Genomic DNA, 17,208 nt, shown 5'->3' with positions numbered 1-17,208 from the left:
CGCTCTTGTTGCCCGATTAGACCAATGACTGCTGGCTTTGGTGGTCTGATGGCCGCGTTTGGTGCGTTTTGTTATGCGCTTAGCTCGGTCGCAATTGCCAAAAGCTCTCAATCCGCCCAAGGGCGCGGGAATGATGTTCTGCTGTCAGTGTTGATGACAGGTTTCGTTTCCGGTGCCCTTTGGCTGGTTTGGGGGCCAGAGCTGCCTTCTGTTAGCCAGCCCGTACTGATCGGGGTGGCCTATTTTGTGCTGGCGGGTGTTCTGGGGAATGTGGTTGGCCGCCTGACGTTGTTTCGGTCGGTGGAGCTGGCTGGCGCGATCGAGACAGGCTTCATCCGGCGTCTGATTCCTGTTTTTGCAGCGATTTTCGCATTTCTCCTGCTTGGAGAGGTGATTACGACTTCTATTGTGATTGCGTTTATTCTGGTGACAGGTGGCGTGTTGATCATGATGACTCGCAAGTCCGCCAAGGCGGTATCGACCCTGGTCTCTACGGAACCTTCGCCACAGGACAGGACCAAGGGTCGGGTTTTGGCGCTTGGCTCTGCTGCGGGTTATGGTGGCTCCTTCGTAGCGCGCAAACTCGCGATGCAGACCTTGCCTGATCCGCTGGCCGGGGTGTTCATTGGTGCGTTGACGGGATTGGTATGGTTCGTTGGGTGGGGGCTTTTTCGATTGCGTGGCCGGGTAGGGCTTTCATGGAGGTTGCATAAGCCAAGCGGGTGGCAATTGCTGGCTGGTGGTGCGATGACAATCGGACAAGTCGCACTGTTTTTCTCGTTGATGTTCACCAGTGTGACCGTCGTTGCCATCATGTCATCTATCGAGATGTTCTTTGCAGCCTGGCTTGCTGGGCATATCTTCAAAACCGAAAGACGGCCTGGCCCCAGGTTCTACATTGCGGCTGCTCTGGCTGCGACGGGGGTCATCATCCTTGCGATTGCTCCGACGCTTGAGTGAACGCCGAGGGACGGTCAGCTATGTGAAAGGTTGCTGATCAGCTTGTCCATCGCCGCAAAGAAGACGGTAAGTTCGTCTTCGTCAAATCCCTGGGATGCTTGATTTGTTGCAAGGCGGGCCGCCTGCATTGATCCTCGCACACTGAAGTGGTCCGCCGTTATGTTTAGGAAAATGGAGGATCAGAATGGCTACGAAGAGACACAAGCCGGAAGAGAATGTCACGAAGCTGCGGCAGGTTGAAGTGCTTGTCGGGCAAGGCATGTCCCGGGTGGATGCGATCCGCAAGGTTCGCATTACAGAGCAGACTTATTATCGCTGGCGCAAGCAGTACGGGGGTATGGGAACCGACCGGCTCAGGGAACTGAAGCGCCTCCAGAAAGAGAACGAACGGTTGAGAAAACCCGTCTCGGATCTGACGTTGGACAAGCTGATCCTGGCGGAGGCGCCAAAGGAAAACTTCTGAGCCCCGCTCGCTGCCGTGCCTGCATCGATCACGTCCGCACCCGGTTCCATCTGTCAGAGAGACGCGCCTGCCGTGTCCTGGGGCAGCACCGATCCACACAGAGGAAAGTGCCGCATGGCCGTGCCGATGAGGAGCGTCTGGTCGCGGACATGATCGAACTGGCGCGGCAGTATGGCCGCTACGGCTATCGTCGGATCGCCGCTTTTCTGAGACATGCGGGCTGGGAGGCGAACGACAAGCGGGTCGAGCGCGTATGGCGGCGAGAGGGGCTGTAGGTGCCAATGAAGCAACCGAAGAAGGGACGGCTCTGGCTGAATGACGGATCCCGTGTCCGGCTGCGCCCTGAGTATCGCAACCACGTCTGGAGCTATGACTTTGTCCACTGCCGGACGCTCAACATCCTGGACGAGCATAGCCGGGAATGCCTAGCGATCAAGGTGAAGCGCAAGCTGAACTCGGATGACGTGATCGATGCCTTGAGCGACCTGTTCATCATGCGGGGTGTGCCGTCTTACATCCGGTCTGACAACGGCCCGGGGTTCGTGGCTCAGGCCGTTCAGGATTGGATCAGGGCCGCCGACGCCAAGACTGCCTACATCGCGCCCGGGTCACCTTGGGAGAACGGCTACTGCGAAAGCTTCAATGCCAGGTTCCGCGATGAACTGCTCACGGGAGAAGTCTTCTACGGCTTTCGGGAAGCGGAAATCCTGATCGAGCAATGGAGGAAACACTACAATACCAAACGACCACATAGTGCCTTGATATCGCCCACCCGCCCCGGAAACCATCGCTCTGATGGACCCGAGACCGGTCATGCACTAACAATCAAACCGGACCACGCAGGTGGGGCTGATCATGAACTGATCCCATGCTCTCGGCACACAACCGCCTTCGAAATGTCGCTCTCCTGCTTCTTCAGGATCGCGATGATCTGTTCTTCGTTGAACCGTGATCGCTTCATTCTTCCGTCTCCTTCGTTGGGACGGATTCTACCTCAAAACGGAGGAGGAAACGGGTCTCAGGTCAGACATTCCGTTCCTCGACGAGATTGAAGCGAACAAGAAAGGGTGATCAAGCATCCTGCACTCCTCATGAAGCGGAATGTAGGGCTTGTATCACCAGGGGACTGGGCAGCTTGCTTGCCCAGTCTTTTCTTTGTCGGGATGCAGGGCGTGTACTGTTCCTCATAAAATCATAGACTTCTAAGATTGTGATTGCTAGTTTGCCTATGAAGTTCGAATTGTGAGGATAAAATGAGCATCAAGAACATCCTTATTGCACATTCCGGTAGCGCAGGCTTCCCAAGCAGCGTTAAGCACGCGGCAAAAATCGCCGCAAAGCACGATGCATGGCTGACTTGTGTCTATGGGAACGCATCCTCGTATTTCGAGCATGTTCTTGGTTTGACAGAAGATCTTCTCGACAAGCTTGGCAGTGCAAGAAACGAGAAAATTGCAGCAGCACGTGATCTGTTCCAACAGGCGGCTGCCGAGGCAGGCCTTGCAGAGCGGTCCCGCTTTATTATGCCGAATGAGATTGGCAAAATGAACTTGCCAGAGCTGGCGCGAAATTTCGATTTTGTCGTTACCGGCTATCATTCCAACCTACCAACAGATGAGTTTCGGGTCGTCAGCCCGGATATGATCTCATTGCAGAGCGGCCGACCCGTTCTTGTGGTTCCGAATGGATATTCTACGGATCAGCTTGCATCGCATGCACTTGTCGCATGGGACGGAAAGCGTTCTGCGGCCCGGGCGCTCAACGATGCAATGACGATCCTCGAGGAAAAGCCGCGTCGGGTGACAATACTAAGTGTTGGGTCTAGCTTTCCGAAAATGCCGGAGGGGGCGGATATCTTGACGCATCTGAAGCGTCATAATGTCGACGCAGAGCATGTTATCCGTCCAAAAAGCAAGGGCGGTATCGCCGAGGTTATTCAAGAGACGGCCAGAGAACTGGACGCAAAGTTAATCGTGATGGGGGCGTACGAACATAGCAAGTTCTCTCAAGACCTTTTTGGTGGTGTCACGCATGAGGTAACGAGGACCAGTAAAGTTCCGGTTTTTATGTCTCACTAGTACCCTGGCGAGGTATGTTGAGGATTGGTGTCGCTTCCTGCCGGGAATAGTTGTCAAAACTTCGTGGCGGGGCATGGCAATATCAATCACCGCCAAAACGGGCTCGGCCTGTGCAATACTGTTACCGGCCATGGTCGGTCTGCCTTGCGGTGTAGTTTGTGCAAAACCACTGTAGGGACCTGAAACCCGGCTATGATCGCCTACTGCGCAATCTGTGGGCTCCGCAGGCAATCATAGCCTTCAATCAGCGCTATTCCGAAGGTGTAACGGAACGGAGTTCACCAGCCGGGCCATCCTGAGATGGGCCGACCACAATGCCATTCCCTGCACTACATTGACCCCGGCAAGCCACGACAGAATGCGTTCATCAAGTCATTCAACGGCAGCCTGCGTGACGAACTTCTGAATGAGGAGATATTCGACATGACCTGCCCCCCGCGAAATCCCTCACCGTGATGTAGAGTCTGCGCCAACTCTGAAGGAGCAGACACATGCGAAAGAGCCGTTTCACCGAGGCGCAAATCATTGGGATGATCAAAGAGCAGGAGGCCGGAATGCCGACGGTCGAGGTATGCCGCAGGCATGGCCTGAGCACCGCTACGTTCTACAAACTGAAGGCCAAGTATGGCGGGATGGAAGTGTCCGAGGCTGCAAGGCTGAAAGCGCTTGAGGATGAGAACGCCAAGCTCAAACGCCTGCTGGCGGACACCATGCTGGATAATGTCGTGTTGAAAGATCTTTTGGGAAAGAACTGACGACATTGATCAAGCGGTGAGAGGCAGCGCTCCGGGTGATGCGGGATCATGAGATCTCGCAGCGCCGGGCGTGTCGGCTGGTCGGTGTCGATCCCAAAACAGTTCGGCGTGAACGCCCGCCGGACTATGCCGAGATACGCAAGGAGATGCAGGAGATCGCCGGTAAGCGGCGCAGGTTCGGTTACCGCCGGATCGGCTTGCTGCTGGAGCGCAAGGGCATGACCATGAACCACAAGAGCTGTATCGCATCTACCGCGAGGAAGGGCTGTCCGTGAAAAGGCGGCGCGGTCGCAAGCGCGCACGTGGGACGAGGACGCCGATGCCGATCGCGGGACAACCCAATGCGCGGTGGTCCCTGGACTTCGTGTCCGACAGCTTCGGCACCTCGCGGAAGTTCCGGATTCTGGCGGTGATCGACGACTGCACGCGCGAGTGTTTGTGCCATGTAGCAGACACGAGCCTGTCCGGCGCACGGGGCGCCCGGGAGCTCAGCGCTCTGATCCGGATCTACGGTAAGCCCGGCTGCATTGTCAGTGACAATGGGACGGAGTTCACCAGTCGGGCCATGCTGAAGTGGGCAGATCAGAACGAGGTGCCGTGGCATTACATCGATCCGGGCAAGCCGCAGCAGAATGCGTTCATCGAAAGCTTTAACGGCAGCCTCAGGGACGAGCTGCTGAACGAGGAAATATTCGACACCCTGGAAGATGCGCGGCGTAAGCTGGCCCTCTGGCGCTACGACTACAATACGGTCAGACCACACTCGTCCCTGGCCAACCAGACACCGCAGCAAGCGCGCCGGACGCTTGAGCAATTTGAGGGCTCCGCGCCCGGCGCGCTTGCGCCAGACGGCGAAGCCGTTTACCCAAATCCGACCTGCAGACTCTTGTTATGAATGAGGGACCGGCAGGGGGCAGGTCAAAAATCAAACCCACAGACTCTCGTCATGAACGAGGACCAGCAGGGGGAAGGTCACACCAAGTGTGTCTTGATGCCTCATATACTTTGTGTGTTGATAAAAGTATTCGGTTCGTATCTTCAGTTTGAGAAATATCATTCGTGGTGATAATGTTGGAAACTGGCGTGACAGAGGCAAAAACGGTGGCAAGAGAAACATTCCCTTTCGATATTCCATATTCAGAAAGATCCTTGGCAATTGCATGTACTAGGGGACGTCATGCTGTTGTCAGCCACTTCACAGACCTACTAAAGGATGCTGGTTTGACAGAGCAGCAGTGGCGCGTTATACGCATCATATCGGATTTTGCTCCCTTGTCATTGAACGAACTATCGCAAAAGTCGTGTATCCATAAAGTGAGCATGACAAGGATAGTCCGCGCCCTTACGGAGCGCGAACTAATCTACACTGAGAAAGATCCAGATGACTTGCGGTCTTTCAAAGCTAGCTTGACGCCTTCCGGAAAAGATTTTGTCGAAAATCTTCGCCCAAAATCTGAAAAGATCGCGCAGGGGATTATTGGGCACTTTGGCGAAGAGAATGCGACGCAGCTTCTGCATTTGTTGAACATGCTTTCACAGCTCAATGACAATGGTCGTTAAGCCTGTTCATCCGGAATCTCAATTCGTAGTCCTTCTAAGTCGCTAGTTACTTCAATCTGACAAATCAAGCGAGAGGTTGGTTTTGGTTCGTGTGCGAATTCAAGCATGTCTGCTTCGTCACCTTCGGCCAAACCTGTTTTTTCAAGCCAACTGACGTCAATGTAGGCATGACAAGTCGCACAGGAACAGGCCCCTCCGCATTCTGCTACGATCCCGTGGACACCATTAGACACGGCACCTTCCATGACGGAATGCCCCTCAGCCACATCTACCGCACGTTCGGTTCCATCGGCTTCAACATAGATAATTTTGACCATCTTTTCTCCTCGGTCGAATAGGTTCCTAGCCTCCGGCTAGGCTCAGAATTTGGCGAGGTCCCACGAGGGATCGCAGATCAACTCGGGGCAGGGACGGTGAGCAACGGCCAACCAACGCTTTGCCATCATAAAGGATCGGGCGTCGTTTATTGCATCACACGCGATCATTTCTTCACCCTTGAAATACCAATTGGAGAAAGCTCCAGGTTTAGTCCCCGGTCGAGTCACAACTTTGGTATATCCAAGGTTGAGGCCCGCGATCTGGAGCTTGCAGTCGTATTGATCTGACCAGAACCATGGCACGGGCGCATAGCTGGGCCCACCAGGGCACACGATGTCATCAGCAATGTGTTCGGCTTGAGCGATGGCGTTGTGAACGGATTCTAGGCGAATCATGTCGCCCCGGTACGGTAACCGGGCACAATCACCAGCGGCGCGAATATCGGGATCTGAGGTTCGTCCCCAACCGTCGACGATAATACCACCGGCACACTCAAGGCCTGCTTCACGTGCAATTGTATCATTGGGCAGCAAACCGATACCGAACACGGCAACATCAAAGGAAACTTCGTCGCCCTCAGTCAATTTTACGAATGATGGTCGCTGTTCCGGTCCTTCGAAGCTTTCAATCGAAACCCCCTCGCGGAGGGTGACACCATTTTCAGTGTGCAAGTGTCGGAAATAGTCAGCTGTTTGTGAACACGCGACGCGGCCCAAAATACGCGGCGCTTGTTCCAGTAAAGTCACCTTCAGCCCACGCTTCCGTGCCACAGCTGCGAGTTCCAGACCAATATACCCACCACCAACAACCAGCAGATGCTTACCAGGCGCAAGGCGCTCGCGCATTGCGTCCGCATCGCTGATAGCCCGCAATGTGAATATATTCTCCGGCAAAGTATCGCCTAGATCGTCAGGTTGCCGGGGTCTTCCTCCAGTGGCAAATATCAACGTTTCATAGTCAAGGCTATTGTCATCGTTCCCGTCAAAAAAAACTCTCCTGGCCGCACGATCGACCCTAGCAACACGTCGATCAAGCAAAAGCTCAATACCGTTCTCTTCATAAGTTTCAGCCGGCTTCAGAGAAAGCCGATCACGTGCAAGTTCTCCGGTTAGATATTTCTTAGAGAGCGGAGGGCGCTGATATGGCGGCCAGACTTCGTCGCCGATCATTGTAATAGAGCCGCGATATCCTTTTTGACGCAGGCGAAATGCCATAGACACTCCCGCCTGGCCAGCGCCGACGATTACGACCTTTTTACCGCATCCATCATTTTGCATTGTCGTTACCAAATATCCCCAAGAAGGAATTGCTCCTCAAACTCTCCAAATGACACCTTTACACGAATCTCGTTCAAAACCTCGCATTCAAGCGTCGATGACCCAGCCAGGCTTTGCCCGTTCGCTGTCTTTAAAACCTCACTTGCAAAATTCTTTGCGGTTTCCCGTGTTAGGCACCACTCGAGTACCGGACGCACTCCGAATTCTGCCACCCATAGACCTTGCCGTTCGTTTCTCGCTGTGCCGAGTTCATGTAGAACAACCTGCGTATCTTCTGAAAATACGCCTTCAGATGTCAGTTCTACGGATTGTCCACTCTCAGCGAAGCGTAACAGCAATTCGGAGAATCTCTGCAACTCATCAGCGGCCCCCAAGATAAGTAACAAGGGGTGAAAATCGCACGGCATATAACGCATTCTCAGCATGGTTCAATCCTATGGCGCGTCATATGATCGCGTCTATTTCTTGGCTATGGATGAGCTCAACATCGTCGTCTTGAAAACGCATTTCCACCCACTGACCGTCACCCATGTTTTCAGTCACCGTGCCAATCCGCCCGTCTTTCAAGCGCAGTGTCTGGGCTTCGGTTACGTCCATAAGGTTTACGCCGATCCCGATATCGACATTGCCTTTATTGCTCATTGATTAGTTTCCTTATGTATTAGAAGAACGCTGTCAGGCACTTCGCAAGTAGTACGTTCTGATCAAGGATGATCTTGCGTTCGCGAATCTTCAGTGCCCCGTTCACACGAACTAAAGTATCGTAACGACGACCGACAAAGCTGTAGTGTTCGTGCTCGACTCGATTCTGATAGACATGAAAACGACAACTCGTCCTGATCTCAGAGGCGTTTTCGATCTCTGGAACAGTGGATCGAATCTGAACATTCGTGATCAAATGGGCGATCCGTGAAAGCGGTTCTTCGGCATAATGAACACCGGTCAAGATCTGTTCCACCCGTTTGCGAAGCGTCCATTTGTCTTCATTGAACCAACTGATACCCTCATCAACCCGGGTATTTTCTCGCTCATCGTGCATGCCAAACTTTACGTTCCGACGCATCGGCATGAAATAGACTACGTCTTCATGCATGAGCTCCAACCATTCATCGAAACGGCGTTCGTCAAGCATTGATGCTTCGTCATAGAAAAGCTCTTCTACTTCCCCACGGAGCCGAAAATAGGCATCGTTTCGGTCAAGGGTTGGCGAGCTAATGGCAACATTATCCATTGGATTTCTCCTCAATTTTAGTGCGTTTGAGCGGGACTGATGATCCTTGATGGGCAAAGCAGCCAACATCTATGATAGTTCCGCTTATGGCTTCAGCTTCCGGCGACATAAGCCAGGCGATCGCATTGCCCAAATCTGTGCCCGTCGTCACTCGCCCCGCCACGGTCCCGACCGCGCCGGGGCCAAGCCGGGATATGTCGCCCCCAACCCGCCCTAGACTCATTCCAGCAACGATACCTCCGCCACCCGGGATGACGGTGTTAACCCGGACCCGGTCGTAAAAATGGTCTAGAGCCATTGACGCGGACATTGCGATAATGCCGCCTTTAGATGTGGCATAAGCTGCCATGTTAGCTTTGCCCCAACCCGCTCCAGATCCAACATTGACAATACAGCCGCCACCATTGCTAACGAAATGAGGGATCACCGCACGAGACATCAGGAATGGCCCTCTCAGGTTCACTGCCATGATTTTGTCCCAAATTCCTGGGTCGGTATCCATGACGGTGCCCAAAGGTCCTATGGCGGCATTGTTGACTATTCCGTGAATCCTTCCGTGCCTTGCGATGGTGGTTTCAACGATCCGCGCAACATCTGCCTCGGAAGTGACATCAGCCTCCACTGCATGCAGGTCCAGTCCCCGGCTTTCTGCCTCACTGCGCAGAGCAGGAATGGAATTTCCTGCAATGCTAGAGATCTGCGGCGTTTCGAGGCCGAAAGCCGTCACTGGGTAGCCCGCCTCGGCCAAGCGCAACGAGATTTCACGCCCCAAGCCGAAGGTGCCGCCGGAAACGATAACCGCGCCAGAACTCATTCTTCAGCCTCTTTTGCGTTCGAGAAGCGAGGATCGTTCTGCCCCAGTAACTCGTCCCAATCAGCACCATCCAGATAAGAACGCCAACGCCGGTAATAACCACGCGCCATGTGTTCGGTCATCTTTGTCGTCACGCGTCCGCGCACTGTCAGCCCATTAACTTCCGGGTGAAGCTCCGCTTGATTCCGCGCCAGTTGGTAGTTGAATGGATAGCGCCGCGCGATCGTGCCGACACTGGCGCGTGTTGCGTAAAGCCAGTTTTCCATATCGTCTTGCTCGGTCATCCCAGCAGGACCGGAATAGCGCATGTAGAAACGCCTCAGAAAATCCTTTACCTTAGCTGGCGCGTCTGCATCAACAAGGAAGAAGCGCCAGCCCTCGGTCTCGGTGGTGCCATGCGGGTGCCATACGCATAGGTTCCGTGGTTGCCGACCATGATATGAGGTGTTTGGAAATATCGTGCCGGTAAACGGCAACAACCGAGCATTATCGCCAAGCCGCGCGTTGCGTTCGTTGTGACAATGCCGGAAGTACTCCTCAATTTCGGGATCATTCGCAAATTGCGCAATATATTCAGCCCCAGCCGCCTGCACCGCCGAATGAACACCGTGACCGGCCGCGAAACTAATCCAAACGTGCTTAGCCAACTCTAACTCGTTGTCGCGTCGACCCTTTGCTCCCGTCCGTGCCGAAGGTCCAATTCCAATGAGGTCAACCGATCGGTGGCTTGGGTTATGATACGAGTCGCCAAGGAAATTTTCGGAGGCAAGTTTCCAATTCGAAGGGAACACCCATTTGTGCACACCAATGACTTCTGATCCGCCAGGGCGTCCGTCACGGCAATCCAATGCTTGATCCAAATGAACCTTCGCATCGCCTAGATAGGTCTCGAATTCCGGCGCGTTTTCATCCCACGATGCCCAGATTGTGCCTTTGTAGTTGACCATTCTCGGAACTTCGATCAAGGACCATTTTTCTCGATCCAATACCCCGGCATAAAGTTCTTGGTACTGCGGAATACCGCGTACTTTTCCGTCGGTTGCATACGTCCAAGCATGATACGGACATGTGAAAAGAGAGGTGTTGCCTTGATCATAACGGCAAACCTTCATTCCTCTGTGGCGGCAGGAGTTAAGAAAGACATGAATCACGCCAGCCTTGTCCCGCACAAGGATCACAGATTCTTCACCCATTCGTGAAGTAAAGAAATCTCCGGGATTAGGAATTTGGCTTTCATGGCCGACGAAGAGCCAGGCTCGTGTGAAAAGCGTTTCAATTTCTTGCTGGTAGATGTCTTCGCTAACAAAAACCTCCCGGTCAACTACTCCCTCTTCGAGGTTTGTTTGGCCGGAAATTTCGAGATTGTGTTTCATTGGTTATCCTCTTTTTCAAGACGGGCACCGCGATGGGTGTCTAGCGTTTCGGGAGTTGATGAATTCATGGAGTCGGCCACATCTGAGAGCCGAAGACCTGGGAGCAGTGGCGCAAGGCCGAAGACGGAAACTCCAAGCGCAGTCAGACTTGTGGATCCAAACCAAACCGTCGCGCCGCCGCAGAAAATTGCCAGTGCAACCGCAAGCACCGCGAACACCCAGTTTGGAAGTCTGCTAAATGGACTCGGCAACATGGAAGACCGGAGTAGCATTACCGCAGCGGCACAGTTGGCAAGGACGATGATGATTTCAATCGTAGAGCCGTTTAGTAGGAGCGCGGGATTGTAAATCCAAAGAAACGGCAACAAATAGGCGCTGATCCCAAGCCTCAGTCCGTAGAACCCGGTTGTCCAGATGCTTGCGCCCGCTACTTGCGCCGCCACGATGCTACCCATTGCAATGGGTGGCGTAATCATGCTCATCAACCCGAAGTAAAATAGAAACAGGTGTGCTCCCAAAGGGTCAACGCCAAGCTCAATAACGGAAGGTGCCACGATTGTTACAAGTACTACATAAACAGCAACGGTCGGCATTCCCATTCCAAGCACGATGGACACCAGAGCGGCCATCAATAGCATCGCAAACATACCATACTGTTCTGCCAAATGTGTAAGCATGAGAGTCAGTTGGAAAGCGAAACCGGAAGAGTTCATCACGCCGATTACAGCACCTGCTCCCGCACCGATAAGGATGACAGGAATAGAATCGCTTCCTGTGCCTTTGATGACGGCCCAGAGATCAGTTGCCTTAATTCGGAAACGGTTGCGAATAGCATATGCGACCAGCACGGCCCCAGAAACAATTACCGCAGATTTTCCTGGATCATAACCCATTCCGAACATCAGCACGATCATTAGGAGTAGCGGCAGAACGAAAACCCAGCTACCGTTATAGACATCCTCTTTACGCGGTAGATCCTCCGACGATAGTCCGCGGATGTTTTCACAAGCGGCAATCGCATCAATCTTCACGAACAGGACAATATAGTAGAGTAGAGCGGGTGTAATTGCCGCGAGCACTACGGAACTGTAGGGCAGTTGTAGGAACTCCGCGATAATGAAAGCGGTTGCCCCCATTACCGGTGGCATGATCTGCCCGCCATTTGATGCGACAGCTTCGATCGCGCCCGCCTGATAAGGTCGGAAGCCTGTCTTCTTCATAAGTGGTATGGTTACGATGCCTGTGGACAAGATATTTGCTACTGTCGATCCTGACAGCATGCCAAACGCGGCGGATGCAAACGATGCACCCTTTGCCGGCCCGCCACGCCACCGTCCTAGCATTCGCATTGCCGAATTCGTGAAGAAAGTCATTCCTCCAGCAATTTCCATCATTTTTCCAAATAGAATGAAAGGAATTACTAGATTGATGATAATTCTCAGCACAATTCCCGGAATGCCGCTACTATCCGCATAAAGATAAAGCACCGTCTTAGTTGGCGGATACACCTCGGCACGCAGGACGCCAGGCAGAAAATGTCCGACAAAACCATAGGCGACGATACAGATTACCAATGACGCGATAATCATACCGCCGGACTTGCGTAGAGCCTCCATCATTAGTACTATGGCCACAATGCCTGGAATCCACATATCTGGCGTGCGATAAGCTAGCAAAAGCATCCAGCTTTCGAAGTTCAGTGCATACCAGAGCCAGCTTCCACTAGAAATCAGGGCAAGTGTAAAATCGATACCCGCACTGCGTTTGGAATATGGGTGTTTAAGAAAGGCGATACCAATGGCAAGTCCTGCAGCTATGGCAATCACCTGCTGCGTGACAAGTGACAGGCCCAAGTAGTCCTGCACGTTCATTACCCAGCCTATCGCTATCACGCAGAGCAGCGCGACGTAGATGTTGAGCAGATGGTTGTTAATTTTTTTCATCGCGCGCGTTTCCAAATCCCCGCCGCCAATGTCACGGCGGGGTCAAAGGTTTCAGTGATTTCTCAGGATAATCAGCGCGACACGCGCGCCTGGTTCGCATCATGTTGGTCGGTCCACAAACCGATTTCTTGATAATATCGAACCGCACCGGGATGGTAAGGAATGGTTGACTCGGCGAGAGCCAGATCATTCAGGGCAACGCCTCGGAGGGGCGGGTAGTCTTTCTTCAATTGCTCCCAGTTTTCATGAAGCGTGCGAGTGAGCGTATAGGCGTCCTCGTCTGACAATGATGTGCTTGTGACAAGCAGCGTGTCATAATTTACGATACTGGTTTCTTCGGTCACAAATGGACGGGCGGGAACGGGCTTGGTGACGCCCAGACGTGTTCCAGGGACAAGCTGTTCATAGAAACCTTCGCTGGCCTTTGCGCCATTCGTGATAACTACGATTCCACCTTTCGCAGCACTATTGGCTTCAATCAGGTCAGGCATCGTGACGGCGACGGGTGCTGCATCAGCGCGTCCTTCCACGACGGCATTGATACCATCAAGTAATCCACCGGAATTTGCAAAAACAACATCGTCCGTTGTCAGGCCGGCACTTTCCAGCATGGCCTTGTTCACTAAGGTCAGGGCCACGTTGGTCGGCATGTTTCCCATGACCCTCTTTCCGGCCAGGTCTTCCATTCGCGTAATTCCGGAATCTCGAGCCGCAATATACGCGTAGGGCAGAATCCAAATACGGCCGAGTGTACGAAGATTGGGGTTTGAAGCCGGGAACCCCTCGCCCGTGTAGGCTAAGCCTGCATCCATGGACGAAGAAAGACCCAGTGTCATTTCTCCATTGTTGATATATGGCAGGTAGACTGACGAACCCACTTGGGGTTGCGCCGTTGATCGAATGCCAAGCTCTTCCTGGAACATCTTGGCGAAACCGCCCCCGATCAGGAAAAAAGTGGAACCTGCAGGATTGGTGCCAATGGTGATGCTTCGAAGTTCGGCGTTTGCAGGTGCTGCCGCGATAGAAGCAAGAAGCGACAGTGCTGCCACGGTGTTTCTCAGAGTTTTCATGCGTTTCCTCCCTTAGAATGCTTGAGCAAATTTTCAAAACATTGTCCTCCCTTTGAGGACTAGTCGATTATTGGACAAGTAGTCAACAAGTTGACTAAAAATTTGAGAAGGCCGGGCACTGCGACGTAGAGAAAGTCTCAAAAATAGCTTAAAAACATAAAGCTACGTGAAGGTGCGGGTGGGTCGAGCGTAAGTGCATCAAGAAGCCCAAGCATCGGTTGGCTTCTAGCCACAGATGAGACTACGTGCTGGATTGTGGGGCGATTCGGATCGGCCATCTAAAGTGGGAATTGCAAACAGGCCGGTTTGCAACTCCACAACCTCCGAACTGACCTGATGCTGTGGGCGGCCCCTGCGCCAGCTTAGTGTACAATGATTTGGCCTTTAAGCCAGCTCTAAGGAGCCACATCACATGTTTGAGGATTGAACCGAACCGGGTTTGCCGGAGGCTCCAAGTCCTGAGTAGGATGGAGCATCATGAGCAAGACGACGTACAAATATTCACCGGAAGTACGCGAACGCGCTGTTCGCATGGTTTTGGACATCGCAGGGCAGCATGAGAGCCGCTGGCGGTGATCCTATCGATTTCCTCGAAGATCGGTTGCGCAGCCCAGATGCTGAACGAGCGGGTCAAGAAGGCCGAAGTTGATCGCGGAGACCGCGCCGGTATCACGACCGAAATGGCCGTGAAATTGAAGGCCTTGGAACGCGAGAATCGCGAACTGAAGCAAGTCAACGAGATCCTGCCGAAGGCGTCAGCATATTTTGCACAGGCGGAGCTCGACCGCCGGTCCAAGACATGATCGCCTTTATCGAAGAGCAATGTGACACCATCGGGGTCGGGCCGATCTACAAGCCCCTGCCGATTGCCTAGTCCACGTTCTACGACCGCACGGCCAAGAGGCCGAACGCAGATCTGCTGCCGGCTCGGGCGAAGCGGGAAATGGACTTGAAGCTCGAGATCGAGTGTGTCCGGGAACAGAACTACAAGGTCTACGGCGTTCGAAAGGTTTGGCACCAGCTGCGCCGGGACGGTTTCGATGTAGCCAGATGCACGGTAGCGTGGCGGCATTGCCAAGTTGATCACGGGGTTCCGTCGGGATAGGCGGTCATCATGAAAACCGTGCCGACAATTCGACGCCTGAAGGGCTTTCGTTTTCCCCGCGAGATCATCTCCTATGCCGTCTGGGCTTACCATCGGTTTGCGCTGAGCACGGCAGATGTCGAGGATCTGCTGGCCGAACGCGGCGTGATGGTCAGCCGGGAAACCGTCCGGAACTGGGTGAACCGGTTTGGCCGCCATTTCGCCGATTGCATCAAGCGCGACAGGCCGGGCGCCAGTGACAAATGGCACTTGGATGAAGTCGTTGTTCCGATCAATGGCGTGAAGTTCTGGCTTTGGCGGGCAGTCGACGCGAATGGGAATGTGCTCGACATTCTCGTGCAAAAGCAACGTAATGCAAAGGCCGCCAGCCGGTTCTTGAAGCGGCTGATCGACCGGTTTGGCGCGCCGCGGGTCGTGATCACCGACAAGCTGCGCAGTTACATCAGGCCGATCCGCAACCTCGTGGCGAATGCTGATCATCGGGCGCACAAGGGCTTGAACAACCGGATCGAAGGATCCCATCGGCCAACCCGCAAGCGAGAGAAACTCATGGGGCGGTTCAAGTCACCCGGACAGGCTCAGAGATTTCTGGACGCACATGACCAGATCAACATGTTCTTCCGTCCCCGCCGCTATCGTCTTACCGCCACATCGTACCGCCACGCCCGATCCGATGCCTTTGATCTTTGGAACGGCTACGCACTCGAGATGACCGCATGACGGGCGCGGAGCAGGCCGCATTCAGCCGGGTGCAAATAAGTTGGCAATGCCCGAGATTGCTATCTTTCGCGCACAGTAGTTTTCGGGTTGGCCTTCCCGTACTTCGCCGTCACAAAACGACCACTTACAGCGCTTCGGTAGCTCCCGCCCGTGGACCCACTCTTTCCGGGCGCCTCTAGGATAGTCGTCCGTGGATGCGATTTCCCGTATGTCTTCGTGACGTAGCGACCCGACTTCGCGCTGCGGTATCCGCCGCCACCTTTTCCCTGGTTTGCCATGATCTGCCCCTTTCGTTTCCAGTGCCCGATTCTTGTTGGTCATACTTAGGATGGATGGTTAACCGCGTGTTGTCAATACAAGCACAACGACAGAATGAAATGTTTAAAATACAAACATGATGTTTGAGATATTGACACGGCAATGACAAAAATGGTAACGGAGCGCATGTCAAGGGAACTGATACACAGGGCGTTCGGTCGTGCAGTGGCGACCAGAAGGAAGCAGCAAGGCAACATGACCCAATTGGAGCTCGCTCAGAAAACGGGGCTCTCGCGTGCGTCGATTGCGAACATAGAGCGCGGTCAGCAGAATGTTGGCCTCCATCACCTTTATTCGATAGCCAACGCACTCGAAGTGTCTTCGTTATCTGACCTGCTACCTCCTCTGAGTATTGGTCAGAATAGGGAGGAAGAACCGCAAATGCGTACTAGCGAGAAACTGTCTGAGGCCAGCAAGGCAGGTGTAGAGCAACTCATCCGCAACGCTTTGAAACAGGGCGCGAAGCAGAGTACCGGACGATGAGTGCGGACAAAGAACGAGCAATCACGGCGGCGCGCAGAATACTTGAAGAGCACAATATTCAACGAGCGCCAGTTCCCGTAGAGCGCATTATCAAGAGCCGGAACATAGTGCTTGATTACGCGCCTCTGGATGAGGACTTATCGGGTATGGCCTATAGCCAAGACGGCGTTTCGATGATCGGGGTAAACGCTTTGCACCATCCCAATCGACAAAGGTTTTCGGCGGCGCATGAGCTGGCTCATCACGTATTGCATGAGGAAAGACTGCATGGCGAAGTTCACCTTTCCAAGGGGTTGCGGGCATTGAGGCGCGATCAAGTATCTTCGCAAGGCACAGACCCGTTGGAGGTCGAAGCGAATACATTCGCGTCGGAACTTCTAATGCCTCACCAACTACTGCTGGATGCTTGTGGCAAAGAGGGCTTGGATTTGGATGATGAGGCCAAGGTCGAGAAGCTCGCCAAGAAATTTCGGGTCAGCGTGTCTGCAATGAAATACCGGCTGGCCAACCTCATGTGATTTTGGTGGCCACATGTCGTTCATATTTTTTGACACTGAAACTACTGGTTTGCACGCTGGTTTCGATCAGATCGTTCAATTTGCAGCCGTCAGAACAGACAGGGAGTGGACAGAACATGGGGGTCATGCGGCGCGTTTTCTGTTTGCGACGGTCAGCCGACCATCGAGAACTGCGGCCCTTGTGACGGCTACTCGGTGAGCCCCTTTGGGCGACCACCGCAT

17 protein-coding genes, 5 pseudogenes and 1 other annotated feature are annotated in these 17,208 nt (G+C 53.6%); of the genes and pseudogenes, 12 read left to right on the top strand and 10 right to left on the bottom strand.

What is annotated here, in order from left to right; translation table 11 throughout:
* Positions 1–24 precede the first annotated feature (24 nt).
* Positions 25–960 (top strand): DMT family transporter, encoded by a 936-nt coding sequence (locus tag SM763_RS21915; protein WP_027246166.1) that lies wholly within the window; start codon positions 25–27, stop codon positions 958–960.
* A 184-nt stretch (positions 961–1,144) separates the two neighbouring features.
* Positions 1,145–2,245 (top strand): annotated as a pseudogene (locus SM763_RS21910) (IS3 family transposase).
* A gap of 34 nt (positions 2,246–2,279) precedes the next feature.
* Here the strand turns inward: SM763_RS21910 and SM763_RS21905 are convergent.
* Positions 2,280–2,384: pseudogene (locus SM763_RS21905) on the bottom strand (transposase); the annotation flags it as partial.
* A 292-nt stretch (positions 2,385–2,676) separates the two neighbouring features.
* Between SM763_RS21905 and SM763_RS21900 the strand changes: the two are divergent.
* The 4 genes and pseudogenes from SM763_RS21900 (at position 2,677) to SM763_RS21885 (ending at position 5,816) form a co-directional block, all read left to right on the top strand.
* Positions 2,677–3,501: a universal stress protein gene (locus SM763_RS21900; protein ID WP_008335508.1), complete on the top strand. Its 825-nt coding sequence runs from the start codon at positions 2,677–2,679 to the stop codon at positions 3,499–3,501.
* 265 nt (positions 3,502–3,766) lie between these two features.
* Positions 3,767–3,924, top strand: a pseudogene (locus SM763_RS21895) (integrase core domain-containing protein); the annotation flags it as partial.
* 68 nt (positions 3,925–3,992) lie between these two features.
* Positions 3,993–5,151 (top strand): annotated as a pseudogene (locus tag SM763_RS21890) (IS3 family transposase).
* A 188-nt stretch (positions 5,152–5,339) separates the two neighbouring features.
* Entirely contained in the window at positions 5,340–5,816 is a 477-nt protein-coding gene (locus SM763_RS21885; protein ID WP_243614726.1) for a MarR family transcriptional regulator, read from the top strand.
* Here SM763_RS21885 and SM763_RS21880 read toward each other — a convergent pair.
* The 9 genes from SM763_RS21880 to SM763_RS21840 form a co-directional block, all read right to left on the bottom strand.
* Positions 5,813–6,133: a 2Fe-2S iron-sulfur cluster-binding protein gene (locus SM763_RS21880; protein ID WP_243614725.1), complete on the bottom strand. Its 321-nt coding sequence runs from the start codon at positions 6,131–6,133 to the stop codon at positions 5,813–5,815. The two genes, SM763_RS21885 and SM763_RS21880, sit on opposite strands and share 4 nt — an antisense overlap.
* A gap of 42 nt (positions 6,134–6,175) precedes the next feature.
* Positions 6,176–7,411 carry an NAD(P)/FAD-dependent oxidoreductase gene (locus SM763_RS21875; protein WP_279391860.1) on the bottom strand — a complete coding sequence of 412 codons (1,236 nt, stop codon included), beginning with the start codon at positions 7,409–7,411 and terminating at the stop codon, positions 6,176–6,178.
* Positions 7,412–7,416: 5 nt separating this feature from the next.
* Positions 7,417–7,836: a hypothetical protein gene (locus SM763_RS21870; RefSeq protein ID WP_243614723.1), complete on the bottom strand. Its 420-nt coding sequence runs from the start codon at positions 7,834–7,836 to the stop codon at positions 7,417–7,419.
* A 19-nt stretch (positions 7,837–7,855) separates the two neighbouring features.
* A complete protein-coding gene (locus SM763_RS21865; protein WP_243614722.1) occupies positions 7,856–8,053 on the bottom strand; it encodes a hypothetical protein in 198 nt (65 codons plus the stop codon).
* Between the two features lie 19 nt (positions 8,054–8,072).
* Entirely contained in the window at positions 8,073–8,642 is a 570-nt protein-coding gene (locus SM763_RS21860; protein ID WP_243614721.1) for a 3-phenylpropionate/cinnamic acid dioxygenase subunit beta, read from the bottom strand.
* Positions 8,635–9,456, bottom strand: a complete 822-nt coding sequence (locus SM763_RS21855; RefSeq protein ID WP_368999758.1) for an SDR family NAD(P)-dependent oxidoreductase — start codon at positions 9,454–9,456, stop codon at positions 8,635–8,637. Before SM763_RS21855 ends, SM763_RS21860 begins: the two co-directional genes overlap by 8 nt.
* Positions 9,453–10,829 (bottom strand): aromatic ring-hydroxylating oxygenase subunit alpha, encoded by a 1,377-nt coding sequence (locus SM763_RS21850; protein WP_243614859.1) that lies wholly within the window; start codon positions 10,827–10,829, stop codon positions 9,453–9,455. The genes SM763_RS21855 and SM763_RS21850 overlap by 4 nt, the downstream gene beginning before the upstream one ends.
* On the bottom strand, positions 10,826–12,772 hold the full coding sequence (locus tag SM763_RS21845) for a TRAP transporter permease (protein ID WP_368999757.1): 1,947 nt from the start codon (positions 12,770–12,772) through the stop codon (positions 10,826–10,828). Before SM763_RS21845 ends, SM763_RS21850 begins: the two co-directional genes overlap by 4 nt.
* 71 nt (positions 12,773–12,843) lie before the next feature.
* Positions 12,844–13,842, bottom strand: coding sequence for a TAXI family TRAP transporter solute-binding subunit (locus tag SM763_RS21840; protein WP_368999756.1), 999 nt, complete (start codon positions 13,840–13,842; stop codon positions 12,844–12,846).
* A 614-nt stretch (positions 13,843–14,456) separates the two neighbouring features.
* Between SM763_RS21840 and SM763_RS21835 the strand changes: the two genes are divergently transcribed.
* The 6 genes and pseudogenes from SM763_RS21835 to SM763_RS21810 form a co-directional block, all read left to right on the top strand.
* Positions 14,457–14,645, top strand: a complete 189-nt coding sequence (locus tag SM763_RS21835) for a hypothetical protein (protein WP_368999760.1) — start codon at positions 14,457–14,459, stop codon at positions 14,643–14,645.
* Positions 14,600–14,716: a sequence feature (AL1L pseudoknot), on the top strand. Its footprint overlaps the gene before it by 46 nt.
* A 69-nt stretch (positions 14,717–14,785) precedes the next feature.
* Complete coding sequence (locus SM763_RS21830) at positions 14,786–14,947, top strand: IS3 family transposase (RefSeq protein ID WP_368999755.1); 162 nt, start codon at positions 14,786–14,788, stop codon at positions 14,945–14,947.
* Positions 14,948–14,956: 9 nt separating this feature from the next.
* The gene (locus tag SM763_RS21825) at positions 14,957–15,667 is read left to right on the top strand and encodes an IS6 family transposase (protein WP_008335478.1); all 711 of its coding nucleotides are present in this window, start codon (positions 14,957–14,959) and stop codon (positions 15,665–15,667) included.
* A gap of 420 nt (positions 15,668–16,087) precedes the next feature.
* Positions 16,088–16,468: a helix-turn-helix domain-containing protein gene (locus SM763_RS21820; protein ID WP_200796230.1), complete on the top strand. Its 381-nt coding sequence runs from the start codon at positions 16,088–16,090 to the stop codon at positions 16,466–16,468.
* Positions 16,465–16,986 carry an ImmA/IrrE family metallo-endopeptidase gene (locus tag SM763_RS21815; protein WP_027246202.1) on the top strand — a complete coding sequence of 174 codons (522 nt, stop codon included), beginning with the start codon at positions 16,465–16,467 and terminating at the stop codon, positions 16,984–16,986. Before SM763_RS21820 ends, SM763_RS21815 begins: the two co-directional genes overlap by 4 nt.
* Before the next feature lie 13 nt (positions 16,987–16,999).
* Positions 17,000–17,059, top strand: a pseudogene (locus tag SM763_RS21810) (hypothetical protein); the annotation flags it as partial.
* Positions 17,060–17,208 lie beyond the last annotated feature (149 nt).

The organism is Pseudophaeobacter sp. C1-32P7, assembly GCF_041008775.1.
GTDB lineage: Bacteria > Pseudomonadota > Alphaproteobacteria > Rhodobacterales > Rhodobacteraceae > Phycobacter > Phycobacter gallaeciensis_A.
This window is presented reverse-complemented; position numbering and strand designations above follow the sequence as displayed.